The following is a 25828-nucleotide window of genomic DNA, read 5'->3' as shown; positions in this document are numbered from 1 at the left end:
CATCCTCCTCTCCCGGTCCCCCAACTCCGACCCGTCCGGCCCTGCCGGGCGGGTCTTTTTTTGGGCGCGGCCGGGCGAGCAACCCCAGCCGAAGGAAGCGCGCATGGGTGGCCTGTTGAAGGCGCCGAAGCCGGCCGTGTCCGCACCGGACACCAACGCCGCGGTGGAGACCGCCGCCGCGAAATCCGCGGCCACCGAAGCGACCGCGGAGGAGACCGCGCGCGAGGCCCGCCAGCGCGCGCTGAACCGTGCCCGCCGCGGCCTGGCCGGCACCATCGCTACCTCCGCCCGCGGGGTGCTGGACCCGGCGCCGGCCTTCGCCGCGCGCAAGAACCTGCTGGGCGAGTGAGGCGATGATGACCCCGGAACAGATCCTCGCCCGCCATGAACGCGCCGCGGCGCGGCGCCGGCCGCTCGAGGGCCGCTGGCAGGATTGCTACGACCACGCCCTGCCGGCGCCCCATGCGGCGCCGCTGTTCGATGCGACGGCGGCGGATGCGGCCGAGCAGCTCGCCGCCTCCCTGCTCGCGGAGCTGGCGCCGCCCTGGTCGCGCTGGTTCGGCCTGGCACCGGCCCGCGAGCAGGCCGAGGGGCCGGCGGCGCAGGATGTGGCGCGGCTGCTGGAGGCGGCGGCGGAGACGCTGCAGTTGCATCTCGATCGCTCCAACTTCGCACTCGAACTGCACCAGGCTTTTCTCGAACTGGTGGTCACCGGCACCGCCGTGCTGCTGGTGGAGGAGGCGCCGCCCGGCGAGGTTTCCGCGCTGCGCTTCACCGCGGTGCCGCTGCGCGAGACGGTGCTGGAGGAAGGACCCTCGGGCCGGCTCGACACCGTCTTCCGCGCCATCCGCCTGACGCCGGCCGAAATCCGCGCGCGCTGGCCGGCCGCGCAGATCCCGCTGCCGCGCCAAGGTGGCAACGAGGCGCCGCCGCAGCTGCGCGTGGTGGAGGCGGTCTGGCCCGATGCCCGCGCCGGCCACCGCTTCGCCGTGGTGCTGGATGGCGGGGAGGGGGCGCCCGAGCTGCTGGCGGAGGGTCGCTTCGCGGAAAATCCCTTCATCGCCTTCCGCTGGCTGAAGGTGCCCGGCGAGACCTATGGACGCGGCCCGGTCGCCAAGGCCCTGCCGGATATCCGCACCGCCAACAAGGTGGTGGAGCTGATCCTGAAGAACGCCTCCATCGCCGCCACCGGCATCTGGCAGGCGGAGGATGACGGCGTGCTGAACCCGGCGACCATCCGCCTGGTGCCCGGCGCCATCATCCCCAAGGCGCAGGGCTCCGCCGGCCTCACCCCGCTGGCCGCGCCCGGCAATTTCGACGTCTCGCAGCTGATCCTCCAGGACCTGCGGGCGCGGATCCGCGGCGCGCTGCTCGCCGACCGGATCGAGGCCTCGGACAAGGCCGGCATGACGGCGACCGAGGTGACGGAGCGAAGCGCCATCTCCATCCGCCTGCTGGGCGCCATCTACGGCCGGCTGCAGGCGGAGCTGCTGGGCCCGCTGGTGGCGCGCTGCCTCTCTGTCCTGCGCCGCCGTGGCGAGGTGCCGGCGCTGCTGGCCGATGGGCAGGAGGCGCGGCTGGTCTACAGCTCGCCGCTCGCCCGCGTGCAGGCGCGCGCGGATGCCAGCGACACGCTGCTGTTCCTGCAGGCCGCCGCCGGGCTGGGCGCGGAGGCGCGCGCGGTGCTCGACGAGCCTGCCGCCGCCCGCTGGCTGGCCCGCACCCTCGGCGCGCCGGCCGAGATCATCCGCCCCATCAACCCGATCCAGGAGTGACCACCGGCATGTCCGACAACCTTCTCGACGCCGCCAGCGAAACCGCCAGCACCAGCACCCGCCCCGCCGAGGTGCCCGAGAAATTCTGGGACGAGGCGAAGGGCGCGCTGCGCGTCGATGCGCTGTTGAAATCCTACATCGAGCTGGAGCGCCGCCTGTCCCAGCGCTTCGCGCCGCCGGCGGATGACGCGCCGGAGGAGGACCGGCTGCGCTGGCGCCGCGCGCTGGGCATTCCGGACAGCCCGGACGAGTACCAGGTGACGCCGCCGAACGAGCTGCTGACGCCCGATGCCGCGGTGAACCAGCGCCTGCACGAGGCCGGCTTCAACGCGCGCCAGGTGCAGCTGGTCTATGACCTGGCGGCGGAGCGCCTGCTGCCCCTGATCGCCGAGGCCGCTGCGGAATTCGAGGCGGGCCGCCAGGTGGAGAAGCTGCGCGCGCATTTCGGCGGCGAGGAGCGCTTCCGGCGCATCGCCACGCAGCTTTCCGCCTGGGGCCGCGCGCATCTGCCGGAGGCGGTCTTCACGGCGCTCTCCTCCACCGCCGATGGGGTGGTGGCGCTGCACCGGATGATGGAGGGCAAGGAGCCTTCCCTGTCCCGCGACGCGCAGGCCGAGGCCGGGCCGGATGAGGCGGAGCTGCGCAAGATGATGCGCGACCCGCGCTACTGGCGCACGCGGGAGCCCGATTTCGTCAAGCGCGTGACGGAAGGCTTTCGCCGGCTGGTGGCCGAGTAGCCCGAGTTCCGGCCCGGCGCGGCGCAAGCCCCGGGTCGGTCCGGCGGGGCGGATGGTGCGGGCTCGCCCCCATCCGCCCCGCCCCCCCTTTCCCGCAGGGAACCTGCCTCCGGCGGGCTGCGGGCTGCTGCCTGGACGCCGGCCCGCAAGGGGCAACCGGCGCGCCTGGCAATTCGCAAAACCCCTGTTCCCGACGAGGAAAACGCATGTCCGCTTCCACCCAGATCGACGCCGTCTTCACCCGCCAGTTCCAGGCCGAGGTGCATGAGGCCTATCAGCGCCAGGGCAGCAAGCTGCGCCCCACCGTGCGCTCCAAGTCCGGCGTGACCGGCGCCAGCACCTTCTTCCCGAAGGTCGGCAAGGGCATCGCCGCGGCGAAGACGCGCCATGGCTCCGTGCCCGTGATGAACCTGGAACACGCGCAGGTCGAATGCGTGCTGCAGGACTACTATGCCGGCGACTGGATCGACCGGCTGGACGAGCTGAAGACCAATGTGGATGAGCGCAGCGTCGTCGCCAATGCCGGCGCCTATGCGCTGGGCCGCAAGACCGATGAGCTGATCATTGCGGCCCTCGATGCCGCGACGCGGGAGGCGGTGGGCACCGCCGCCGGCACCACGGACAGCGACGGGCTGACCAAGGCCAAGGTGCTGCTGGCCTTCGAGATGATGGGCGCGGCGGAAGTGCCGGATGATGGCGGGCGCTATGCCGTGGTCGGCTGGAAGCAGTGGTCGCAGCTGCTGGGGATCGAGGAATTCGCCTCCTCCGAATATGTCGGCGAGGATGCGCTGCCCTGGAAGGGCAGCCAGGCCAAGCGCTGGCTGGGCGCGCTGTGGATGCCGCATTCGGGCCTGACGCTCTCGGGCGGGCTGCGGCATTGCTACTTCTACCACCGCACCGCCATCGGCCATGCCTCCGCCGCCGAGGTCGAGACCGACATCACCTGGCACGGCGACCGCGCGGCGCATTTCGTGGCGAATATGATGAGCCAGGGGGCGGCCCTGGTCGACGACTTCGGCGTCGTGCGCATGCGCGCTGCCGAATAGTCGCAAGGCCCTCTCCCCCCGACGGGGGGAGAGGGCCGGCGCAGTGCGCCGTCGGGGTGAGGGGGACCTCACCACGAAACCCACCATCCCGGATCGGAAGAACCACCATGGCCCTGACCGCTGTCGCGCTCTGCTCGCGCGCCCTGCTGCGCCTCGGCGCGCAGCCCGTCGCCTCGCTCGATGAGGGCACCGCGGAAGCGGAGGTCGCGGCCAATCTCTATGCGCCGACGCGCGATGCGCTGCTGTCGGCGCATCCCTGGTCCTTCGCCACGGGCCAGGCCAGCCTGCCGCGGCTCTCCGCCGCGCCGCCGGCCGATATGGCGCATGCCTTCCAGCTGCCCACGGGCTTTCTGCGCGCGCTGTCCGCCGGCCAGGGTGGGCGCGGCGGCGGCATGCCCTACCGCCTGCATGAGGACAGGCTGCACGCGGATGCCGCCAGCGTCACGCTGACCTACATCTTCCGCCCCGACGAAAGCGCCTTCCCGCCCTTCTTCGCCCAGGCGCTGGTCGCACGCCTTGCGGCAGAGTTCTGCCTGCCGCTGACGGACAGCGCGTCGCGGGCCGAAATGCTGTTCCGGCTGGCGGAGGGTGAGATGCGCAGCGCGCGGCTGATCGACAGCCAGCAGGACACGCCGCGCGCCATCGAGCATTTCCCGCTGGTCGATGTGAGGGGATGAGCGGATGAGCATCGCGACGCGCCGCATCAAATCCTCCTTCACCGCCGGCGAGCTGGCGCCCGAGCTCTATGGCCGCGCCGATCTGCGCGCCTTCGAGAATGGCGCGCGGCAGCTGCGCAATGTCGTCATCCAGCCCACAGGCGGCGTCGCGCGCCGCCCCGGCCTGGTGCATGTCGCGACCCTGCCGGGCCCCGCGCGGCTGATGCCCTTCGAGTTCAACACGGAACAGACCTATCTGCTGGCGCTCAGCGAGGGTCGGTTGCAGGTCTTCCTCGGCGATGCCGAGGTCGCGAACCTGCCGGCGCCGTGGTCGACTGCGATGCTGCCGCAGCTCGCCTTCACGCAAAGCGCGGATACGCTGCTGCTGTTCCATCCTGACATGCCGCCGCAGCGGCTGACGCGCAGCAGCCACACGGCCTGGAGCCTCACGCCCTTCGTCTTCGCCCGCGTCCCCTTCCACAATTTCACGCGGGACGTGGCGATGGCGGCGTCGGGCACCACGGGCACGGTTTCGCTGACCTGCTCCGCGCCGGTCTTCAGCAGCGGCCACATCACCAGCCGCTTCCGGCTGAAGGGCCGGCGCGTGGTGATCCTCTCGGTCGAGGGGCCGCAGAATGCGACGGCGGCGGTGGAGGATCCGCTGGAGGATACGCTGGCGACGCAGGACTGGGAGGAGACCGCCTTCAGCGGCGTGCGCGGCTGGCCGGTCTGCGCCTGCTTCCACCAGGACCGGCTGGTGCTGGGCGGGTCGCGCGATGCGCCGAACCGGCTGTGGCTGTCGCGCACCGGCGATCTCGGCGACTTCGACGGCGGCACGGGCCTCGATGACGAGGCGATCGAGTTCGCGCTGGTCTCCGACCAGGTGAATGCGATCCGCGCCGTCTTCTCCGGCCGCCACCTGCAGGTCTTCACCTCCGGCGCCGAATGGATGGTGACCGGCGATCCGCTGACGCCGTCTTCCATCCAGCTGCACCGGCAGACCCGCGTGGGTACCACGGTGGATCGCCAGGTGCCGCCGGTGGATGTGGATGGCGCGACGCTGTTCGTCGCGCGCTCCGGCCGCGGCGTGCATGAATTCGCCTATACCGATGTCGCCGACACCTACCAGGCGAACGACCTGGCGCTGGTGGCGCGGCACCTGGTTCAGGGGCCGGTCTCCATGGCCTATGACCAGACGGCGCGGCTGCTGCATGTGGTGATGGCGGATGGCTCGATCGCCACGCTGACGCTGTATCGCGCCGAGCAGGTCACCGCCTGGACGCGGCTGGAGACGGAGGGCGCCTTCCGTGCGGTGGCGGAGACCGAAGGGCGCGTCTTCGCCGTGGTGGAGCGCTTCGGCAGCTTCCGGCTGGAGCGTTTCGACGAGACCATGGGCCTCGATGCCGCGCTGTCCGGCAGCGCCGCCACGCCGCAGGATCGCTGGCTCGGCCTCGCGCATCTGCAGGCGCGGGAGGTGGGCGTCCTGGCCGATGGCGCGCCGCGTGCCGCGGCTGCCGTCATCGATGGCGCCATCACGCTCGACCCGCCGGCCACCACCGTGCAGGCCGGACTGCCCTTCCGGCATGTGATCGAGCCGCTGCCGGCGGCGCTCGGCAGTGCGCAGGGTTCCGCCGCCGCGCCGCTGCGCCTGGTCTCCGCCACCTTCCGCCTGCTGGCCACGCCGGCGCTGGAGGTGGATCTCGGCCGCGGCGTGCAGCCGGTGCCCTTCCGGCGGCTGGACACGCCGCTGCTGGATGCGCCGCCCGCGCCCTTCACCGGCGATGTCGCGCTGCGCGCGCTCGGCTGGCGGCGGGATGCGATGGCGCCGCTCTGGCGGATCGAGGGCGAGACGCCGCTGCCGCTGACGCTGCTTTCCGTCACCACCGATATGAGGATCTCCAACTGATGGCGCAACTCGCCCCCATCGCGGCCGCCCTCAGCGCGGGCGCCTCCATCTACGGCAGCGTGCAGCAGGGCCAGGCGCAATCCGCCAATGCCAAGGCGCAGGCCCGCGCGGCGCAGGAACAGGAGAAGGCGCGCGCCGAGCAGGCGGCGCTGCAGCAGGCCGCCGAGGCGCGTGCGCGGGAGGCACGGCTGGCGGGCACGCTGGCTTCCACCCGGGCGCGGCTGGCGGCCGGCGGCCTCTCGCCCGACGAAGGCTCCGCGGCCAATCTCACCGCGGGGATCGAGCGTGATGCCGCCGCGGCACAGTCCGACAGCGACCAGCTTTTCGCCGCGCGCCTTTCGGCCGGCCGGCGCAGCCTGCTGAACAGCGACGGATCGCTGACCAGCTACCTGCGCGCCGGCAGCACCTTCGGCAGCTCGCTGCGCAACCTGCTGGATTGAAGCCCGCATCCCACAGCATCGGAGCCCATGATGGCCGAGCATATCCGCATCGGCGACGTCGCGCCGCGCGTCCAGTATCTGGGCGACGGCAGCCGCGTCGCCTTCACCTATCCCTTCCCGATCTTCAACGCCTCCGAGATGGAGCTGCGCCTGGATGGCGTGCCCGTCGCGGGTGGCTTCTCCGTCTCCGGCGCCGGCACCAGCGAGGGCGGCAGCGTCCTTCTCGCAACCCCGCCGGCTGCCGGCAGCACCGTGACGCTGCGCCGGCGCATCCGCGTGGAGCGCAGCACGGATTTCCAGGACAATGGCGTGCTGCGCGCCCGCACCCTGAACGATGAGCTGGACCGCATCGTCGCCGCGCTGCAGGAGCAGCGGGAGGAGCTTTCGGCCGCGCTGCGCCAGGACCCGGCCGAGGTCGGCGGCAATTTCACCCTGCCGCTGCGCGGCGCGCGCGCCAACCGCATGCTGGGCTTCGACGGTGCCGGCGACCTGGTGGTGCTGCCGCGCGATTCGGGCCTGATCAGCGCGCCCTTCCCGGGTGCCGTGCCGCATACGGTCGAGGACAAGCTGGGCGAGCAGCTGAGCGCGCGCGACTTCGGCGCGAGTGGCAATGGCGTGACGGATGACGGTCCCGCGCTGCAGGCGGCGATGAATGCCGCCGGCGCCGCCGGCCGCGTGCTGCTGATCGGCGAGGGCAGCTACCGCACCACGCAGCCGCTGACGCTGCCCGGCGCGGCGGCCGGGCTGACCATGCGCGGTGTCATCATCTATGACGGGCCGGGCGGACAGCCCGCGCTGACCCTCGGCGATGGCGGCACGGCGCGCAATGCCAGCAAGCGGCACAGCGGCCTGACGGTGCTGCGCGCGACGCAAGGCACCTGGGAGAACGACAACGAGATCGGCATGCTGGTGCGCAACCACGATGCCTCGATCATCGAGGTGCGGCGCGTCGAGGGCTTTTCCATCGGCATCCGCACGCTGGGCGATGGGCGCGGCTTCGAGGATTGCACGCTGGTGCTCGGCCGCATCGTCAACAACCGCATCGGGCTCGATATCCACACGGCGACGGCGGGGGCCTGGAACACCTCCATCCGCTACCATGGCGGCCACTTCGCCGTGGGCTCCACCGTGCATGTCGACAAGGACCGCTTCGGCATCCGGCTTTCCGCGGCACCTGGCGCCTATGTCGCGCACAACCGGCATGTCTTCGATGGCCAGAACTTCGAGCTGAATGCGGAAGGCCGGCCGATCTCGGGCATTCCCTTCCTCTGCGAGGTGAACAGCCGCGCCATCATCGCGCGCGGCCTGCGCATGGAAGGCTGCAGCGGCTTCGTCGCCCGCCACACCGGCGCGGCGCAGGACCACGTCTATGAGGTGGCCTGGGCCAGCCAGGGCTATGCGGTGGAGATCGAGCACATGCCCGGCGCCACGCGGCTCGGCGGCGTGGTGCAGGCGCTGCACCAGGCGGCGCCGCACCGCGAGGCGACGCGGGAAGTGGCGAGCGTGCCCTCGCTGCGCGCCGCCGCCATCCGCTGGAATGCCACGGAGACGGGATTCGAGAAGCTGGCCTGCCTGTCCTCCAACGTGGCGGGCAGCCCGGCCACGCTGCATGATTTCGTCTTCCCGGCGCTCGATTCCTTCACGCTGACCAATCGCGGCGTGATGATGACGGGTGGGCGGGCGCTGGGCTTCATCGTGGATGCGCGGATCTGCCGCGACTTCGCGCTGAGCGTGGATGCCGATGCGCCGCGGATGATGGTGATGTGCTTCGACGGCGCCAACAATCTGCTGACCGACAGCCTCGGCCAGCTGGTGCTCGCCTCCGGCCAGTCCATGGTCTGGAACCCGACGGCGCGCTGGTGGCAGGGCGCGGCCGATATGACCGACGAGGGTCTCTCGCGGCTGCAGGCGGTGCGGCTTTCGCCGGCTGTGGCGACCGCGGTGATCGGCGTGGCGCGCATCGGCGTGGATTACGAGCTGCGTGCCCTGCGCCTGAACTGCGATCCGCGCCATGCGCCGGCCGTGATGTACGGCCTGCCGGACCTGCGGCTCGGCGTGCGGGAGTTGATGGCGGAGCAGGCCTGGGACCCGCCCTCGATCGCGGCGAATGCCAGCGCGCAGACCAATGTTTCCGTCATCGGCGCCAGGCCGGGCGACTTCGTGCAGGCCGCCTATTCGCTGTCGACCTCCGGCATCGTCTTCCTGGCGCAGATCGGCGCGCAGGATGTGGTGACCGTCACGGCGTGGAATCGCAGCGGCGCGGCGGTGGATCTCAATGCGGGCACGGTCCGCGTGCGGGTGGTGAAGGCATGAAACGACCCAGCCGGGGCAAGCCATCTTCCAAGCCACCCGCCTCGCCCCTGCCGCGGGAGACGCTGGAGGCGGCGATGCAGCGCGTGGCGGTCGACTACGCCGAGTTCGTCGCCTCCTGGCCGCGCGGGGAGGCGCCGCCGGATCCGAAGGCCTTCGCGGCGCACCAGGCCGCGGCGCGTTCGGCACTGGCGCATATGGCGGAGCTGGCGGCGATGACCGCCGGCGAGGCCGCGAAGCCCGGCGAGGCGGCGCCGGATGAGGACCAGCTGCTGGCGGCGATGCGGGCACAGATGGCGAAGGAAGGTGAGGGATGAGCGAAAGGCCCGCCGACCTGCTGGAATTCGCCTGGATCTGGAACCGCATCGCCGGCCTCGGCACGCCGGCGGTGCATCGCCGCATGCTGCGCTGGCTGAGCGACCGCGGCGAGGCGGGAGACCTGCGGCTGCTGCTGATGGCCTTCCGGGGCTGCGGGAAATCCACGCTGGTCGGGCTCTACTGCGCCTGGCAGCTGTACCGGGCGCCGGAGACGCGCATCCTGGTGGTCGCGGCCGATCATGCGCTGGCCACGCGCATGGTCGCCACCGTGCGCCGTATCCTCGGACGGCATCCGCTGTGCGGCGCGCTGCTGCCCGATCATGGCGAAGGGTCCTGGGCTTCGGATCGCTTCACCGTGGCGCGGGATGCGGTGCTGCGGGATGCCTCGATGCTGGCGGCCGGCATCGGCGGCAATATCACCGGCGCGCGCGCCGACCTCATCGTCTGCGACGATGTGGAGGTGGCAGGCAATTGCGGCTCCGCCGGCCAGCGCGCGGAATTGCGCGAGAGGCTGACGGAGACGGAATTCGTGCTGGTGCCCGGCGGCCGCATGCTGTTTGTCGGCACGCCGCATTGCGCCGACAGCCTCTATGCGGAAGGTGAGGACGCCTTCCTCGCCGGCTATCGCCGGCTGGTGCTGCCGCTGCTGGATGAGGCGGGGCGCAGCGTCTGGCCCGATCGCTTCACGGAAGCCGGCATCGCCAATCTGCGCCGCCGCGTCGGCCCGCTCGCCTTCCGGCGGCAGATGCTGCTGGAGGCGGTGACGGAGGAGGCGGCGCGGCTCGATCCCGCGCTGATCCTGCGCTACGCGGAGGATACGGACTACCGCGAGGCGAATGGCCGCGGCGTGCTGACGCTGATGGGCCGGCAGATGGTCTCGGGCGGCGGCTGGTGGGACCCGGCCTTCGGGCGGCCCGGCGTGGGCGATGCCAGCGTGCTGGCCTGCACCTATGCGGATGCCGAAGGGCGGCACTACCTGCACCGCCTGGCCTATCTGCTGCACGACCCGGATGCGGCGGACGACGCGGCGACGCAGCAATGCCGCGCGGTGGCGGAGATCGCGCGCGACCTGCTGCTGCCGGTGCTGCGCGTGGAGACCAATGGCATCGGCAAGTTCCTGCCCGGCCTGCTGAAACGGGAGATCGGCCGCATCGGCTTCCATTGCAGCGTGCTGGAAGCCACCAGCCGGCGCGCCAAGGCGGAGCGCATCCTGGCCGCCTTGGACCCGGTCCTGGCTGCGCGCCGCCTGCTGGCGCATGAGGATGTCTTCCGCACCCGCTTTGCGCGGGAGATGGCAGATTGGCGGCCGGACCTGCCGGGCCAGCATGACGATGCGCTGGATGCGGTGGCCGGCTGCCTGCTGGCCGAGCCGGTGCGACTGCCGGGCGCGCCGCCGCTGCGGCCGACCAGCCTGCCCTGGCGCGGGGTCTAGCTCAGGCCCTCTTGCGCGGCACGATCTCCTCCGCATGCCGGTCCCAGCCGGCCGCCGTCGCCTCGAAGCGCCCATCCGCGCGCTGCCGCGCCAGGCCCATGCCTTCCAGCCGCCGCAGGCAGGGGCCGTCCTTCAACCCGTCCGGGCGGCCCGGCCGGCCCACCAGGGTCAGCCGATGCAGCGCGGAGCGGCAGCAGGTCTCGAGATAGGGCTGGTTCCACATCGTTCGCGCAGCGGTCGCTTTGTCCTGTTGAACCGCTTCTGGCGCGGTGCCCCCAGCTTGGGCCCGCGGGCCTTCCCCTTCAAGGAGTCTCCCCCCGATGATCCCCGAAATCCCGCCCCAGCTGCTGTCCGCGCTGGCCGACGCGCCGCTGGCCGCGCTGATGCTGTGGATGATGCATCTGCTGCGGCGCGACCTGCAGTCCCGGCCCGAATCGCCGCCGCCGCCCAGCACGGCCCCCGGCCCCTCGCGCGACGAATTGGTGGATTTCAAGCTGGAAGTCGCGCGCACCTATGTGCCGCTGTCGCTGATCCGCGACCTCGATTCGCGCCTGTCCCTGCAATTGCTGCGGATCGAGGAGAAGCTGGACGAGGTGAGCCGTACCGCGACCACGGCCACCGCCATCGCCGGCCAGAATGTCCCGGCCCGCAAGATGGGCTTCGGCGCCCGCGCCGATGCGGAGGACGGCCGATGAGCGCCGCGCTGCATCTGGCCCCGCCGCGCGCCGCCGGCGTGCTGGAGCTGACCCTCTGGGGCGAGGCCGGGCATCGCCCCGTGCGCGCGATCGAGGGCGTGGCCGCGGTGGTGATGAACCGTCGCCGCCTGGCGCTGGCCCCCGGCGGGCCGCGGCATCTGGGGCAGGGGGTGGCGGAGATCTGCCGCGCGCCCTTCCAATTCGCCTGCTGGCACCCGCAAAGCCCGCGCCGCGCGGCGATGCAGGCGCCGGAGCTGGCGCAGGACCCCGCCTTCGCCATCTGCCGCCGCATCGCCGCCCGCGCCCTGGCCGGCGCACTGCCGGATGCGACGCGGGGCGCCACGCATTACCACGCTTCCGATGCGCTGCCGCGCTGGGCGATCGGCCAGGTGCCGACCGCGGAGGCGGGCGGGCTTGTCTTCTATCGCCTGCTCGGCTGAAACCGCCCGGCAGCAGGGCCGGGGGCGCCGCATGGAAGACCGCATCTACACCATGGTCCGGGAAGCCGATTGGCGCGCCGCGGAAGCCGCCGGCGCCTATGCCGGCAGTGCCGATGATGCGCGCGACGGCTTCCTGCACTTCTCCACCGCCGCGCAGCTGCGCGCCAGCGCGGCCAAGCATCGCGCCGGCGTCGCGGATCTGTGGCTGCTGGAGGTGGATGCCAGGCGCCTCGGTTCGGCGCTGCGCTGGGAACCCGCGGCGGGCGGCAGCCGGCCGGGCCTCTTCCCGCATCTCTATGCGAAGCTGCCGCTTTCGGCGGTGCTCTCCGCCACGCGGCTGCCGCTGGGCGCGGATGGCCGGCACGGCTTTCCGTCGCAGATTCCCTGACGCGGCCTCAGCCGCAGATTCCCTGACGCGGCTTCAGCCGCAGCGGCTGACCGCCATCAGGCAGGTGGTGCCCGGTTCCTGCCGCGCCGCGCAATCCTGCATGGCATGGCCCTGCGCCGCCACCAGCGTGGCGCCATCGCCCACCCCATAGCCGAGCACCGTGTAGGTATCCGCCGCGCGCGTCATCACCAGGCCCAGCCCGCGCAGATTGTGCGCCACGGCGATGCAGCGTTGCCGCGTTTCCAGCAGCAGCCGACAGGCGCGCTGGTCGTTGCCGCGACGGCAGTCGCGGTCCGCCATGCGATGCGCGGCCTGCCTTTCCCCGCGACGCGACACGCCGAGGCCGCTGGAGGGCGAGGTTGCGGCATAGGCCACCAGGCTGGCCTCTCCGCCCGGCGTTGCCGCGCGCGGCCCGCGCGGCGCGGCGCCCCGGCCGCTGGCCTCCGCCGTGCCCGCCTGGTGCTGGCGCGACAGGAAATCCTCCCCCGCCCGGCATCGGACCAAGCAGACCTGCAGGTCCCGCGGCGTGCCGCTGCGCGGCTGCGGCGCGCATTGCCGCTGGCAGGACGCGCTTTCGGGCGGGCCGCCCTGCGCCAGGGCGGCGCCCGAAAGGCCCGGCAGGAACAGGACGAGCAGGGCCAGGGCCTGGCAGCCGCGAGGGAAGGACAGGTGTGCGATCATCGCGGTTTGGACTCCGTATCGCCAGTGCAACGCAGGGCGGGCCGGAAAGGCGTGACGACCGCGGAATAAATTCGTCCGCCGCGGCGGCTTGCGCGGCGGCAGGCGGCGCCGCAGTTTGGCGGCCAGCGTTTCGGGGGACGACGACGAATGGCGGGCCATGTGCAGACGGTGCTGGGCGCGGTGCCGCCCGAAAGCCTGGGCCCGACCCTGATGCATGAGCATGTGCTCTGCGACATCACGCCGCCCGCCCTACGCCAGGCCAGCGCGCACCGCCCCGAGCTGCTGCAGCCCATCACCCTCGTCAGCCGCTACGACATCGACTACGGCCGCCACCCGCATGCCGGCAAGACGGTGATGCTGGACCGCGAGCTGGCGGTGGCGGAGCTTGGCATGTTCCGCGCCGAGGGCGGCGCGACCATGGTCGAGATGACCATCGGCGGCCTGGCGCCGGACCCCGAGGGGCTGGTCGAAGTCTCCCGCCGCAGCGGCGTTCAGCTCGTCATGGGCTGCGGCCAGTATGTGGAGGATTTCCAGGATCCGGCGAACCACGCCCGCAGCGTGGAGGATTTTGCCGATGAGATGATCACCGCCATGCGCCACGGTGCCTGGGGGACGGAGGTGCGCGCCGGCATCATCGGCGAGATCGGCTGCTCCGCCCCCTGGACCGCGCTGGAGCGCCGCGTCATGGCCGGCGCCGTCCTCGCGCAGCAGGAAACCGGCGCCGCGCTGACCATCCATCCCGGCGTGCATCCCGACCAGCCGGCCGAGATCATCGCCTTCCTGCGCGCCCACGGCGGCCATATCCCGCGCACCATCATCGACCACGTCGACCGCACCATCTTCGACGACGACCGCCTCTTCGCCCTGGCCGACACCGGCTGCATCCTGGAGTTCGACCTCTTCGGCTACGAACACGCCTACTGGTCCTTCGCACCCATCAACATGCCGAACGACGGCACGCGCATCGACACCATCCGCAAACTGCTGGACCGCGGCCACACCGAGCAGATCGTCATCAGCCAGGACATCTGCCGCCTGACCCGCCTGCGGCACTACGGCGGCCACGGCTACGGCCACATCTTCCGCAACATCATCCCCTTCATGCGCGAACGCGGCTTCTCCCAAGCCGAACTCGACGCGATGCTGGTGGAAACGCCCCGGCGGCTGCTGACATTGCCGGGGTGAGGGTGGCGCTGGTTGTTTGCAAGGAGGGCGCCGCCCTCCCTGCACCCTCCCGCCAGGAGGCAGTGGCCTCCTGGACCTCAGGACCTTGAACGGAAAGGGAGAGGGGCCGGCGGTTCCGCAGGTTCAGCGGTCTCTTGGGCCCCTCTCCCTTTCCGTTCATGAATCGAAGGGTTCCAAGGGTCCACTGACCCTTGGCAGGGGCGTGACGCATGCGTCACGGGGGGACAGCGTCCCCCTGCGAACCACCCAGCGCAACCTCAGCCGGTAATGCCAATCTGCCACGGGGCGAATTCGTGTTTGCCGAGGCCCAGGAGTTCGCTCTTGGTCGGTTCGCCGGAGGCGGTGCGCAGCAGCAGGTCCAGGATGCGTTCGCCCATTTCGGCGAGGCTTGCGGTGCCGTCGAGGATTTCGCCGCAGTTGATGTCCATGTCTTCTTCCAGGCGGCGGAACATGGGTGTGTTGGTGGCGAGTTTCACGGAGGGGACGGGTTTCGCGCCGTACATGGAGCCGCGGCCGGTGGTGAAGGCGATCATGTTCGCGCCGCCGGCGACCTGGCCGGTGGCGGAGACGGGGTCGAAGCCGGGCGTGTCCATGAAGACGAAGCCCTTGGTGGTGATGGGCTCCGCGTAGCGGAACACGTCCATCAGCGGGCCGGTGCCGCCTTTCATGGAGGAGCCGAGGGATTTCTCCAGGATGTTGGCGAGGCCGCCGGCCTGGTTGCCGGGGCTGACCACGCCGTTGATCTGCGTGTCGCGGCCCGGCGTGTAGACATCCTTCCACCAGCGGATGCGCTCGATGAGCTTTTGGCCGACTTCCTCGCTGACGGCGCGGCGGGTGAGGGTGTGTTCGACGCCGTAGATCTCAGGGGTTTCGGAGAGGATGGCAGTGCCGCCATGGCGCACCAGCAGGTCCATCGCGGCGCCGAGTGCGGGATTGGCGGTGATGGAGGAGAATCCATCGGACCCGCCGCATTGCAGTCCGACCGAGAGATGCGCGGCGGAGACGGTGGTGCGGGTGGCCTTGTTGGCTTCGGCCATCATCTCCCGCACCGCGGCCACGCCGGCGTCGATGCTTTTGCGGGTGCCGCCCACTTCCTGCATCACCAGGGACCGCAGCATGGGGCCGGGCGTCAGACCCTGTTCGGCCAGCAGGCCGGCGATCTGGTTGCGCTCGCAGCCCAGGCCGATGACGACCACGCCGGCGACATTGGGGTGGCGCATATAGCCGCCCAGCGTCCGGCGCAGCAGCTGCATCGGCTCGCCGGACAGCTCCATGCCGCAGCCGGTGGAATGGGTGAAGGCGGCGACGCCGTCCACATTCGGCCATTCCGCCATGCGCTCCGGCGTGAACCAGTCCGCCACGGCGTGGGAGACGGTGGCGGAACAGTTCACGGAGGAGACGACGGCGATGAAGTTGCGCGTGCCGACGCGGCCATCGGCGCGGACGTAACCCTCGAAGGTCTTGCGCTGGTCCTCGGGGATCATCTCCACCGGGCGGTAGTCCCGCCCGATCGCGTAGTCGCGGTCGAATTCCCGGAAATCGATGTTGTGGGCATGCACCATGGTGCCGGCGGGGATGTCCTCCGCCGCGAAGCCGATGGTGACCTGGTATTTCAGTACCGGGTCGCCCTTGCGGAGTTGCGTGGTGGCGATCTTGTAGCCGGCAGGCACCTTGTTGCGCGCCAGCATATTCTCGCCCGGGATGGAGGTGCCCGGCTCGATGTCGATGCGCGCCACCACCACATTGTCGTCCGGGTGCAGGCGGATGACGGGGCCGTTCAGGCGCTTGGCTTTCAGGTCGATCATGGGGGCGTCTCCGTTTTCCCCAATCCACCATGTTCCGCCGCGCCTGTCAGCCTCCGCCGCGGGGTCAGCCCAGCATCTGGCCGCCATCGACGATGAGGGTCTGGCCCGTCACCCAGCGCGCCGCCGGGCTGGCCAGGAACAGCACCACCTCCGCCACTTCCTCCGGCGTGCCGAGCCGGCCGAAGGGGATGGAGTCGAGGACGCGGTTGTAGAGCGCGGGGTCACTGGATTTGCGCTGTTCCCAGGACCCGCCTGGAAATTCGATGGAACCAGGTGCCACCGCATTCACCCGCACCCCATCCGGCCCGAAGGCCGCCGCCTGGCTGGATGTGTAGTTCACCAGCAGCGCCTTCACGGCCGCATAGGCCGGCGTGCGCAGCGAGGGACGGAAGCCGGAGATGGAGGAGACATTGACGATGCAGCCGCGGCTTTCCTTCAGATGCGCTGCGGCGGCGCGGCTGGCGCGCACGGTGGCCATCACGTCCACGTTCAGCCCGCGCGCCCAATCCTCCTCCGTGTCCTTCGCGCCGAAGCCGCTGGCATTGTTCACCAGCACATCGATGCCGCCCAACGCCTGCGCCGCCTGCGCCACCCAGCCGGTGACCTGATCCGCCACGCCGAGATCGGCAGCGGTCGCATGCCCGGTCACGCCCAGCGCCGCGATTTCCGCCCGCGTCGCCTCCAGCGCCTTGGCGTCCCGCGCACAGATCGATACCGCAGCGCCGGCTGCGGCAAAGCCCAGCGCGATGGATCGTCCGATGCCGCGCGACCCGCCCGCCACCAGCACCCGCTTGCCCGCAAAATCCGCCATGACCCCGTCCCCCAACTGCATCCGGCCCCCAGCAGAGGCCATCCCTGCATGGCTTGGCAAGCCGCCCGGTCCGGTGCAGATGATGCGGTATGGTGGGAGTATCCAAGTCATGCCGGAAGCCCAGGCGGTGAACCAGACCGTGGCGGAGGCGCTGCTCGCGGCGCTGGCCCAGCGCGGCACGAAGCGGATCTGGGGCGTGCCGGGCGGCGGCTCCTCGCTGGATGTGATCGCGGCGGCGCCGCGCTTCGGCATCGACTTCATCCTGGCGCGCCAGGAAGCCAATGCGGCGATGATGGCCCTGGCGGATGCGGAGCTGACGGGCGCGCCGGGCGTGGTGATGACCACCAAGGGGCCGGGTGTGTCCAACGCCGCCAATGGCCTGGCCTGCGCCATGCTGGAACGCGCGCCGCTGCTGCTGCTTTCCGATGGCTTCACCGCCGCGCAGCTCGCCTATGTCACGCACCAGGTTTTCGATCAGCAGGCGGCGACGGCCGCGATCGCCAAGGGCTATGCGCGGGCGGAGGGCGAGGCGCCGGCCGAGGAGATCGGCGCGCTGTTGGACCTGGCGCTGGCCGCGCCACGCGGCGCCGTGCATCTGGACCTGACCGGCGCGGCCGCGCGCCGCAGTGCGCCGCCGGCAGCCAGGCGCGCGATGGCGGCCGAGGCCGCGCCCGGCTTCGGCGATGCCGCGGCGCTGCTGGCCAAGGCGCGTCGCCCGGTGATCCTGGCGGGGCTGGAGGCCGCCGAGGAGACCACCGCGGCGGCGCTGCGCCGGCTGGCGGAGGCGCTGGGCTGCCCCGTGCTGGTCACCTACAAGGCCAAGGGCGTGATGCCGGATGCGCATCCGCTTTATGCCGGCCTGTTCACGGGCGGCACGCTGGAATCGCCCTGCGTCGGCCGCGCGGATCTCATCCTCCAGGTCGGCCTCGATCCGGTGGAGCTGATCCTGCAGCCCTGGCGCTATGCCGCGCCCATCCTCGATCTCGCGCTGCGCCCGCATCCCGTGCGCTATGCGCAGCCGGCCGCGGCGCTGCATGGCGATCTCGCGGCGAGTCTGGCCAGCCTGGCGCCGCGCCCCTCGGAATGGACGGCGGCGGAGATCGCGGCGCTGCGGGGGGAGGCGCTGGCGGCGCTGGAATGGCGCGGGCAGGGCGGGGTCTCTCCGCCGGATATCGTGCGCCTGGCGCAGCAGGAAGCGCGTGCGGCCGGGCGCGCGCCGCGCGTCGCGGTGGATGCGGGGGCGCATATGTTCTCCGCCACCGCCTTCTGGCAATGCGCGGCGCCACGCGACCTGCTGATCTCGAACGGCCTCGCCTCCATGGGCTTCGCCCTGCCGGCGGGCATCGCCGCCGCGCTGCATGATCCCGCGCGCGGCGCCATCGCCTTCACGGGGGATGGCGGGCTGATGATGTGCCTCGGCGAACTGGCGACTGCCGCGCAGACCGGTGCGAGGCTGGTGACCATCGTCTTCAACGACAGCGCGCTCTCGCTGATCGACATCAAGCAGCAGCAGCGCCAGCTGGCCCCCGCCGGCGTCGCCTTCGCGCCGGCGGATTTCGCCAGGGTGGCGGAGGGCTTCGGCCTGCGCGGCTTCCGCGCCGATACGCCCGAAAGCTACCGCGACGCGCTGCGCGCCGCCCTGGCGCTGGACGGGCCGAGCCTGATCGACGTGCAGGTGAACCCCGCGGGCTATCCCGCGCAGCTGCAGGCGATGCGCGGATGACCCAGCCGCTTTCCGCCCTGCGCCTCGGCACCGCCTGGGCGCGCATCGCCGGCCTGATGGACGAGGCGGCCGAGACCTTCGTCCGCACCAGTTTTTCCTCCGTCGTGCGGGACAACTGGGACATGGCCGTGGGGCTGATGGACAGCGCCGGCCGGCAATTCGCGCAATCCTCCCGCTCCGTCCCCAGCTTCGTCGGCACCATGCCGGTGACTCTGGCGGCGATGCTGCGCCGGATTCCGGCGGAGCGGCTGGTGGATGGCGATGTGCTGATCTCCAATGACGGCTATCTCGGCACCGGCCATCTGAACGACATCACCATGCTGAAGCCGATCTTTGCGAAGGGCCGCATCACCGCCTGGATCGGTAGCACCTTCCACGCCACCGATATCGGTGGCGCGCCGAGCGTGGAGGCGCGCGACTCCTGGGAGGAGGGCCTCACCATTCCCGTCGCGCGCATCCTGCGCGGCGGTGAGGAGAATGAGGATGTCTTCGCCTTCCTGGAGGCCAATCTCCGCCTGCCGGAGGAGGTGCTGGGCGACCTGCGCGCGCAATTCGCCATGTACGACCAGGCCGCGCCGCGCCTGCTGCGCATCCTGGCGGAGGAAGGCATCGCCGATGCCGATGCGCTCTCCGCCGAAATCTTCGCCCGCTCCGAACGCGCGATGCGGGAGGCGATCGCGGCCGTGCCGGATGGCGAGGTGTTCGACGAGGTCACGGCCGATGGCTTCGAACACCCCGTCACTATCCGGCTGCGGCTGGCGGTGAAGGGGGATCAGCTGACGCTGGATTTCACCGGTACGGATGCGCAGATCGCGCGCCCGGTGAACTCGCCGCTGAATTTTTCACGCGCCTATTCCAACTACGCCGTGAAATGCGCCTTCGATCCCACCACGCCGAACAATGACGGCTGCTTCCGCCCGATCACGCTGATCGCGCCGGAAGGCAGCATCGTGAATCCACGCCGGCCCGCGCCGGTCTGGGGACGGCACCTCACGGGCCATTACCTGCCGATGCTGGTGCTCTCGGCGCTGGGAAAACTGATTCCGGATCGCGTCGTCGCGGAATCCGGCAGCCCGCTGTGGAACGTCTACTTCACGGGTGAGCATGCGGATGGCCGCCGCTACGTCCGCATGTTCTTCATGAATGGCGGGCATGGCGCCGCGGCCTCGCATGACGGCGCGGCCTGCCTCTCCTTCCCCTCCAATGTCGCGACGCAGCCGGTGGAGCAGTTCGAGAATGCGGCGCCGCTGCTGATCACGGAGAAATCGCTGATCCCGGGCAGCGGCGGCGATGGCACGATGCGCGGTGGCCTCGGCCAGCGCCTCGGTTTTCGCGTCATCGGCGACAGGCCCGTCACCGCCACCTACCGCCACGAACGTGTGCAGCACCCGCCGCGCGGCTTGCTGGGCGGTGCGGCCGGGCGTGGCGGGCGGGACCTGCTGAACGGCACGCAGGTCGCCGCCAAGGCGCGGCTGGTCCTGCAGCCCGGTGACACGCTGGTCTTCGAAACGCCCGGCGGCGGCGGCTTCGGCGCGCCAGAGGCGCGCAGCGCCGCAGCGCGCGATGCGGATGCCGCGGAGGGATATGTGTGATGCAGCCCTGGCAGATCGGCGTCGATATCGGCGGCACCTTCACGGATTTCGTGCTGCTGGATGCGCGCGACGGCCGCCTGTTCAACGGCAAGGTGCTGACCACGCCGCATGCGCCGGAACAGGCGGTGCTGTCGGGGATTCGCGACCTTCTGGCGCAACACGGCGTGGCGCCCGCCGAAGTGCGGCATGTGATCCACGGCACCACGCTGGTCGCCAATGCGCTGATCGAGCGCCGCGGCGTGCCGACCGGCTTCCTCACCACCGAAGGGTTCCGGGACGTGCCGGAGATCGGCACGGAGCTGCGCCACGACACCTACGACCTGTTCATGCGCCGCCCCGATCCGCTGGTGCCGCGGCGGCTTCGCCTCGGCGTGCCGGAACGGCTGCGCGCGGATGGGCAGGTGCTGACTCCGTTGGACGAGGAGGCCGCCCGCACGCAAATCCGCGCGCTGCGCGATGGCGGCGCGCAGGCGCTGGCCATCTGCCTGCTGCACGCCTTCCTCAACCCCGTGCATGAACGCCGCCTGGCGGAAATCGCGCGGCAGGAGGCACCGGGGCTGACGCTGTGCCTCTCCTCTGACCTCGTGCCCGAGATCGGCGAATACGAGCGCGGCACCACCACCATCTGCAATGCCTATGTGCAGCCGGTCTTCGAAGGCTATCTCGCGCGCCTCGGCGACGGCCTGCGCGGCGCGGGGCTGACCGGGCCGCTGTTTCTGATGCTCTCCGATGGCGGCACGGTGCGGGAGGATGTGGCGGCGCGGCATCCGATCCGCCTGGTGCAGTCCGGCCCCGCTGGCGGCGTGCAGGCGGCCCGCGTCATCGGCGAAAGCGCAGCTGCTTCGGACATCCTCTGCTTCGACATGGGCGGCACCACGGCGAAGGCCGCGCTGATCGATGGCGGGCAGCCGCAGCGCAGCCTGGATTTCGAAGTCTCCCGCGTCGACGGCTTCCGCAAGGGCAGCGGCTTTCCGCTGAAGGTGCCGGTGATCGAGATGATCGAGATCGGCGCCGGCGGCGGCTCCATCGCGCGCGTCGATCGGCTGGGCCTGATCCGCGTGGGTCCGGACAGCGCCAGCAGCGATCCCGGCCCGGCCTGCTATGGAATCGGCGGCACGCTGCCCACCGTCACCGATGCGGATCTGCTGCTCGGCTACCTCGCGCCGGACAGCTTTCTGGGCGGCGACATGACGCTGGACGTGTCCGCGGCCGAGCGCGCGATGGCCAGGAATATCGGCGAGCCGCTGGGCCTGTCCGCGCTGGAAGCGGCCTGGGCGGTGCATGAGACGGTGAACCAGTCCATGGCCCAGGCCGCCGCCGTGCATGCGCTGGAAAAGGCGCGGCGGATCGAAGGCTATACCATGGTGCCGATCGGTGGCGCCGGCCCCGTGCATGCCTGCGCCATCGCCATGAAGCTCGGCCTGAAGCGGCTGGTCTCGCCGCCCGGCGCCGGCGTCGCCTCGGCCTTCGGATTTCTCGCCGCGCCGATCTCCTTCGCGCTGTTGCGCGCCATGGTGGCGCCGCTGGCGACGCTGGACCTCGATGCGCTGTATCGCATGCTGGCGGAGCTGGAGGCGGAGGGCCGCGCGATGGTGGCGGAGGCCGGCGTCACGCAGGTGACGATCCGCCGCATCGCCGCCATGCGCTATGCCGGCCAGGGCTACCAGGTGGAGGCGGAGGTCACGTCGCTCGACCGCGACGCGCTGCGCGCGGCCTTCGAGGCCGAGTATCGAAGGCTCTATGGCCGCGTCGAAGCCGGCCTGCCGGTGGAGACGGTCGGCTGGCGCGTCATCGTCGCCGGTCCCACGCCGAAGCTGGACCTGGCGCGGCCGGGCGAGGGCGGCAAGACCTCGCTGAAGGGCAGGCGCCGGGCCTGGTTCGGCACCGGCTTCGTGGAGGCCGCGGTGCATGACCGCACGGCGCTGCGCCCGGGCGACACCTTGGCCGGCCCGGCGCTGGTGGAGGAACGCGAGAGCACGCTGGTGCTGCCGCCCGGCGCGCGCGCCAGGGTGGATACGGCCCTGAACCTGGTGGTCGAATTCGGCTAGACCCGCGCGCGCCATTCCGGATGGGCGGCGGTGGTGCCCCGCACCACAGCCTCATAGGCGGCCTGCAGACGCTGCGTCATGGCGCCAGGCTTGCCATCCCCCACCGGCAGCCGGTCCACGCTGGTGACGGCGACAAGTTCCTGCCCGGTGCCGCAGAGAAAGACCTCGTCGGCCACATAAAGCTCCGTGCGATCCACGTCGCGCTGCTCCACGGGAATGCCGGCCTCGGCTGCCAGGGTCAGCACCGTCTCCCGCGTCACGCTTTCCAGGATGTCGCTGGACCGCCCCGGCGTCACCAGCACGCCATCGCGCGCCAGGAAGATGCAGGCCGCCGCGGCTTCCGAGAGCTTGCCGCGCGCCGTCAGCAGCAGTGCACTGTCGTAGCCATCCGCGCGCGCCTGCAGATTCGCCAGCCGGCTCGCATGGTAATTGGCCGAGGCCTTGATGCGCGGCGGCATCGCATTGTCGGAAATCCGCGTCCAGGAGGAGACGGTGGCCGCCAGACCCGTGGCGAATTTCGGCGAGCGTTCGCGCGGCAGCGCCGCCACCACCCAGCCCACCGGCCCCGTGCTGGCCAGCGTGCCCAGCGATTCCAGCTGCGCCTGCAGGCGGATATAGGCGTCCTCATCCGGCGCGTTCAGCCGCACCACCTCCAGCACCGCGGCGCGCAGCACCTCCGTGCTCGGCGGCGCCTCGAAGCGCATCACCTTCATGCCCTGCTGCATCCGCGCCAGGTGCTCATCCAGCCGGAAGACGCTGAAGCTGCCATCGACCGGATTGCGATAGGCGCGCAGCCCCTCGAAGACCGCCACGCCATAGGCCACCGCGACGGACAGCGGATGCAGCCGTGCCTCCGCGAAGGGCATGGCCGTGCCATTGTGGATGATGGTGTGGGCGGTCCACATGCGGCTTGTTCCCTCGCGATCTCCGGGCGAGTGTGCGCGGCCCGCCTGGCCACGACAAGACGACGAGGAAACCGATGACGCCGCTCGACGCGACCCTGCTGCCGGAAGGGCTGCGCGCCCGCATCCTCCCCGATGTGAACGGCCTGTCGGTGCATCTGCTGGAGGCCGGCGCGGCGGGCCAGCCGGCGCTGCTGCTGCTGCATGGCTTTCCGGAACTCGCCTTCTCCTGGCGCAAGGTGATGCCCGGCCTGGCCGCGGCGGGCTATCATGTCCTTGCCCCCGATCTGCGCGGCTATGGCCGCACTACGGGCTGGCGCGCGGATTATGACGCGCCGCTGGCGCCCTTCCTGCTGACCAATATCGTGCGCGACCAGCTCGCGCTGCTGGAGGCGCTGGGCATCGCCGCCGTGCATGCGGTGGTGGGCCACGACTATGGCTCGCCCGTCGCCGCAAGCTGCGCGCTGATCCGCCCCGATGTCTTCCGCCGCGTGGCGCTGATGAGCGCGCCCTTCGCCGGCGTGCCGCCGCGCCCCTCAGCCGGTGCCGCGGAGGTGCATGCGGCACTCGCCGCGCTGGAACCGCCGCGCAAGCACTACCAATGGTATTATGCCGAGCGCCACGCGGCGGCGGAGATGGACCATCCGCCGCAGGGCCTGCACGCCTTCCTGCGCGCCTACTACCACCACAAGAGCGCCGACTGGCCCGGCAACCGGCCCTTCGAACTGTCCGGCTGGACGGCGGAGGAACTGGCGAAGCTGCCCGACTACTACGTGATGCCGCTGCGGGCGACGATGCCGGAAGCGGTCGCGCCTTATGCGCCGCCGGGCGAGGCGCCCTGGCTGACCGATGCGGAACTGGCCGTCTATGCGGGCGAATATGCCCGCACCGGATTCGCCGGCGGGCTGCAATCCTATCGCTGCGGCACCACCGGCGCGAATGCGGCGGAGCTGGCGCTGTTCCGTGGCCTGCGCATCACCGTGCCGGCCTGCTTCATCGCCGGTGCCAGCGACTGGGGCATCCACCAGTTTCCGGGCGCGCTGGCGCGCATGCAGCGGGAAGGCTGCGCCGATTTCCGCGGCCTGCACCTGATCCCCGGCGCGGGGCATTGGGTGCAGCAGGAACAGCCGGCGGCGGTGGTGGCACTGCTGCGGGACTTCCTGGCCGCCTGATCAGCCCTGGGGCAGCGTCTCCAGCCCCGGCGCCGTGCCGCGGGCGAAGTCGACCATATGGGCGATCAGGCGGTCCGAGGCCTCGGCGGCCGCCGCCTCCTCTCCGGCCGCGACGCTGCCGGCGACGGCGGCGTGCAGGGCGATGGTGGTGGCCAGCTCATCCTCCGCCCGGTGGTGGAAGAACCAGAAGCGGCGGCAGACGGCATGCAGGCTGGCCACAGCGGCGGCGGCCACCGGGTTGCGCGCCGCATCCGCCAGCGCCTGGTTCAGCTGGCCGTCCTGGCGCAGGAAGGCGCGCAGATCGCCGGCGCGCCCGGCCTCGGCCATGTCGGCGGCCAGCCGCGCCAGGGCGGCGCGTTCGGCGGGGCGGGCGCGGCGGGCGGCGGCGCGGGCGATCAGCCGGTCCAGCTCCCGCCGGGTCTCCAGCACATGCAGCTGGTGGTGCAGATCGACGCCGGTCACGACCACGCCCCGGCGCGGCAGCACCTGCACCAGGTGTTCCCGCGCCAGGCGCTGCAGCGCCTCCCGCACCGGGGTGGTGCCGATGCCGAGCATCCGGCCGAGGATGGCCTCGGAGACCACGCTGCCGGGGGCGAGGTCGAGGGTGACGATCATCTCCTCGAGTCGCGCATAGGCCGCCTCGGTCAGGGTGGGCGCGGCCCAGCCGGGGGAAGGGGCCGGGGAGGGGCCCGGGGAGGGGGCCGTGGAGGGGTCATCGGCGGGTCGGGTCATGCGCGCGGAGCCTAACACGGGGTGGCGGTGGCCGCGCCGGCCTTCGAACTGTTGCTTTGCTGCCACAGCCTGCGGCCTGTTGCCGGGCCGGCATCATCCAGCCCTCGCTCGCGCAGCGGTTGCGCGGTAGATGAACCCTGGAATGGGCGTCCGGATCGTGCCGGCCTGCCACCTCTCCGGGATGACCGGGGATCAAGGAGCGATGATGATGCGAGTTCGGAACGCCCTCCTGGCCGCGACCTTCCTGGCCCTGCCGCTGGCAGCCCAGGCGCAGCCGATCACTGGCCTGTATGTCGGCGCCGGCGCCGGCGTGAACCTGCTGCAGGAATCCGATGTCAGCACGAGCGGCCCCGTGGTCGCCGGCACGACCAATGCGCAGCGCAGCGGCCAGATCGAGTTCAACTACGGCTATGTGGGCGTGATCAGCCTGGGCTACGGCTTCGGCAACGGCGTCCGCGTGGAGCTCGAGGGCTCCTACCGCGAGAACGAGGTGGACGGCATCTCCGGCTTCTCCGGCCTGACCCGCCCGGTCCGCACGGATGGCAAGGCCCGCTCCTACGGCGTGATGGCCAATGCCCTGTATGACTTCGACCTCGGCCCGGGCAGCTTCATCACCCCGTATGTCGGCGCTGGCGCCGGCTATATCTGGCACGAGTACGACAGCGTCCGCGCCGTCGGCGCCAATGGCATCAACTCGGTGACCGATGGCGAGCAGGGCCGCTTCGCCTACCAGGCGATCGTCGGCGCCGCCTTCCCGATCTCCGCGGTGCCCGGCCTGGCCGTGACCACCGAATACCGCTTCATGGGCACGCTCTCCCCCGAGCTCGACACCCGCAGCAACGCCCGCCCGGGCGCGGCCGGCAATGCCGAGGTGGACAACTTCAACCACAGCCTGCTGATCGGCCTGCGCTACGCCTTCGGCGTGACGCCGCCGCCGCCGGTCGTGGCGCCGGCCGCCCCGCCGGCCGCCGCCCCGGCCGGCGCCCGCACCAACCGGGTGGTAGTCGTCATCGTCCGCGCCCGCCGGACGGACC

General features: G+C 71.4%; 25 protein-coding genes. 19 read left to right on the top strand and 6 right to left on the bottom strand.

Annotated elements, in window-relative coordinates; genetic code table 11:
• Window positions 1–103: 103 nt before the first annotated feature.
• From ACTIF1_RS23885 to terL, 10 genes are all read left to right on the top strand, one after another.
• On the top strand, window positions 104–349 hold the full coding sequence (locus tag ACTIF1_RS23885; protein ID WP_439598960.1) for a hypothetical protein: 246 nt from the start codon (window positions 104–106) through the stop codon (window positions 347–349).
• 7 nt (window positions 350–356) lie between these two features.
• Window positions 357–1775, top strand: coding sequence for a portal protein (locus tag ACTIF1_RS23880; protein WP_439598959.1), 1419 nt, complete (start codon window positions 357–359; stop codon window positions 1773–1775).
• An 8-nt stretch (window positions 1776–1783) separates the two neighbouring features.
• The gene (locus tag ACTIF1_RS23875; protein ID WP_439598958.1) at window positions 1784–2512 is read left to right on the top strand and encodes a capsid assembly protein; all 729 of its coding nucleotides are present in this window, start codon (window positions 1784–1786) and stop codon (window positions 2510–2512) included.
• A gap of 206 nt (window positions 2513–2718) precedes the next feature.
• Window positions 2719–3558 carry a phage capsid protein gene (locus ACTIF1_RS23870; RefSeq protein ID WP_439598957.1) on the top strand — a complete coding sequence of 280 codons (840 nt, stop codon included), beginning with the start codon at window positions 2719–2721 and terminating at the stop codon, window positions 3556–3558.
• Between the two features lie 107 nt (window positions 3559–3665).
• Window positions 3666–4235 (top strand): hypothetical protein, encoded by a 570-nt coding sequence (locus ACTIF1_RS23865; protein ID WP_439598956.1) that lies wholly within the window; start codon window positions 3666–3668, stop codon window positions 4233–4235.
• 4 nt (window positions 4236–4239) lie between these two features.
• Window positions 4240–6120, top strand: a complete 1881-nt coding sequence (locus ACTIF1_RS23860) for a hypothetical protein (RefSeq protein WP_439598955.1) — start codon at window positions 4240–4242, stop codon at window positions 6118–6120.
• Window positions 6120–6560 carry a hypothetical protein gene (locus ACTIF1_RS23855; RefSeq protein WP_439598954.1) on the top strand — a complete coding sequence of 147 codons (441 nt, stop codon included), beginning with the start codon at window positions 6120–6122 and terminating at the stop codon, window positions 6558–6560. The genes ACTIF1_RS23860 and ACTIF1_RS23855 overlap by 1 nt, the downstream gene beginning before the upstream one ends.
• A gap of 27 nt (window positions 6561–6587) precedes the next feature.
• Window positions 6588–8873 (top strand): glycosyl hydrolase family 28-related protein, encoded by a 2286-nt coding sequence (locus ACTIF1_RS23850; protein ID WP_439598953.1) that lies wholly within the window; start codon window positions 6588–6590, stop codon window positions 8871–8873.
• Entirely contained in the window at window positions 8870–9187 is a 318-nt protein-coding gene (locus ACTIF1_RS23845; RefSeq protein WP_439598952.1) for a hypothetical protein, read from the top strand. Before ACTIF1_RS23850 ends, ACTIF1_RS23845 begins: the two co-directional genes overlap by 4 nt.
• The gene (terL, locus tag ACTIF1_RS23840) at window positions 9184–10620 is read left to right on the top strand and encodes a phage terminase large subunit (protein ID WP_439598951.1); all 1437 of its coding nucleotides are present in this window, start codon (window positions 9184–9186) and stop codon (window positions 10618–10620) included. The genes ACTIF1_RS23845 and terL overlap by 4 nt, the downstream gene beginning before the upstream one ends.
• A gap of 1 nt (window position 10621) precedes the next feature.
• Here terL and ACTIF1_RS23835 read toward each other — a convergent pair whose 3' ends face one another.
• Window positions 10622–10843 carry a hypothetical protein gene (locus tag ACTIF1_RS23835; RefSeq protein ID WP_439598950.1) on the bottom strand — a complete coding sequence of 74 codons (222 nt, stop codon included), beginning with the start codon at window positions 10841–10843 and terminating at the stop codon, window positions 10622–10624.
• 97 nt (window positions 10844–10940) lie between these two features.
• Here ACTIF1_RS23835 and ACTIF1_RS23830 point away from each other — a divergent pair, with 97 nt between their 5' ends.
• The 3 genes from ACTIF1_RS23830 to ACTIF1_RS23820 are packed head-to-tail and all read left to right on the top strand — an operon-like array spanning window position 10941 to window position 12143.
• Window positions 10941–11315, top strand: coding sequence for a hypothetical protein (locus ACTIF1_RS23830; protein WP_439598949.1), 375 nt, complete (start codon window positions 10941–10943; stop codon window positions 11313–11315).
• A complete protein-coding gene (locus ACTIF1_RS23825) occupies window positions 11312–11755 on the top strand; it encodes a cell wall hydrolase (protein WP_439598948.1) in 444 nt (147 codons plus the stop codon). Before ACTIF1_RS23830 ends, ACTIF1_RS23825 begins: the two co-directional genes overlap by 4 nt.
• Before the next feature lie 31 nt (window positions 11756–11786).
• On the top strand, window positions 11787–12143 hold the full coding sequence (locus ACTIF1_RS23820) for a DUF952 domain-containing protein (RefSeq protein WP_439598947.1): 357 nt from the start codon (window positions 11787–11789) through the stop codon (window positions 12141–12143).
• Window positions 12144–12176: 33 nt separating this feature from the next.
• Here ACTIF1_RS23820 and ACTIF1_RS23815 read toward each other — a convergent pair whose 3' ends face one another.
• Window positions 12177–12824: a DUF4189 domain-containing protein gene (locus tag ACTIF1_RS23815; RefSeq protein WP_439598946.1), complete on the bottom strand. Its 648-nt coding sequence runs from the start codon at window positions 12822–12824 to the stop codon at window positions 12177–12179.
• Window positions 12825–12971: 147 nt separating this feature from the next.
• Between ACTIF1_RS23815 and ACTIF1_RS23810 the strand changes: the two genes are divergently transcribed.
• A complete protein-coding gene (locus tag ACTIF1_RS23810; protein ID WP_439598945.1) occupies window positions 12972–14009 on the top strand; it encodes a phosphotriesterase family protein in 1038 nt (345 codons plus the stop codon).
• Window positions 14010–14266: 257 nt separating this feature from the next.
• On the opposite strand, the gene ACTIF1_RS23805 is transcribed toward ACTIF1_RS23810, so the two are convergent.
• Both ACTIF1_RS23805 and ACTIF1_RS23800 read right to left on the bottom strand, forming a co-directional pair.
• Complete coding sequence (locus tag ACTIF1_RS23805; protein ID WP_439598944.1) at window positions 14267–15814, bottom strand: UxaA family hydrolase; 1548 nt, start codon at window positions 15812–15814, stop codon at window positions 14267–14269.
• 64 nt (window positions 15815–15878) lie between these two features.
• A complete protein-coding gene (locus tag ACTIF1_RS23800) occupies window positions 15879–16625 on the bottom strand; it encodes an SDR family NAD(P)-dependent oxidoreductase (RefSeq protein WP_439598943.1) in 747 nt (248 codons plus the stop codon).
• A 109-nt stretch (window positions 16626–16734) separates the two neighbouring features.
• On the opposite strand from ACTIF1_RS23800, the gene ACTIF1_RS23795 reads away from it, so the two are divergent.
• From ACTIF1_RS23795 to ACTIF1_RS23785, 3 genes are read left to right on the top strand one after another with little or no spacing between them, the layout of a single operon-like run.
• Complete coding sequence (locus tag ACTIF1_RS23795; protein ID WP_439598942.1) at window positions 16735–18348, top strand: thiamine pyrophosphate-binding protein; 1614 nt, start codon at window positions 16735–16737, stop codon at window positions 18346–18348.
• Complete coding sequence (locus ACTIF1_RS23790; RefSeq protein WP_439598941.1) at window positions 18345–19940, top strand: hydantoinase B/oxoprolinase family protein; 1596 nt, start codon at window positions 18345–18347, stop codon at window positions 19938–19940. The genes ACTIF1_RS23795 and ACTIF1_RS23790 overlap by 4 nt, the downstream gene beginning before the upstream one ends.
• Window positions 19940–21988, top strand: coding sequence for a hydantoinase/oxoprolinase family protein (locus tag ACTIF1_RS23785; RefSeq protein ID WP_439598940.1), 2049 nt, complete (start codon window positions 19940–19942; stop codon window positions 21986–21988). The genes ACTIF1_RS23790 and ACTIF1_RS23785 overlap by 1 nt, the downstream gene beginning before the upstream one ends.
• On the opposite strand, the gene ACTIF1_RS23780 is transcribed toward ACTIF1_RS23785, so the two are convergent.
• On the bottom strand, window positions 21985–22893 hold the full coding sequence (locus ACTIF1_RS23780; RefSeq protein ID WP_439598939.1) for an aminotransferase class IV: 909 nt from the start codon (window positions 22891–22893) through the stop codon (window positions 21985–21987). The genes ACTIF1_RS23785 and ACTIF1_RS23780 overlap by 4 nt on opposite strands.
• 74 nt (window positions 22894–22967) lie before the next feature.
• Between ACTIF1_RS23780 and ACTIF1_RS23775 the strand changes: the two genes are divergently transcribed.
• Window positions 22968–24062 carry an alpha/beta fold hydrolase gene (locus tag ACTIF1_RS23775; RefSeq protein ID WP_439598938.1) on the top strand — a complete coding sequence of 365 codons (1095 nt, stop codon included), beginning with the start codon at window positions 22968–22970 and terminating at the stop codon, window positions 24060–24062.
• Here ACTIF1_RS23775 and ACTIF1_RS23770 read toward each other — a convergent pair whose 3' ends face one another.
• On the bottom strand, window positions 24063–24794 hold the full coding sequence (locus ACTIF1_RS23770) for a GntR family transcriptional regulator (RefSeq protein ID WP_439598937.1): 732 nt from the start codon (window positions 24792–24794) through the stop codon (window positions 24063–24065). It lies immediately after the preceding gene.
• 208 nt (window positions 24795–25002) lie between these two features.
• Here ACTIF1_RS23770 and ACTIF1_RS23765 point away from each other — a divergent pair.
• On the top strand, window positions 25003–25828 hold an 826-nt coding region (locus ACTIF1_RS23765), incomplete at its 3' end, for an outer membrane protein (RefSeq protein ID WP_439598936.1).

The sequence above is a fragment of the Falsiroseomonas sp. genome, assembly GCF_051860665.1.
In the GTDB taxonomy this organism is placed as follows: domain Bacteria; phylum Pseudomonadota; class Alphaproteobacteria; order Acetobacterales; family Acetobacteraceae; genus Falsiroseomonas.
This window is presented reverse-complemented; position numbering and strand designations above follow the sequence as displayed.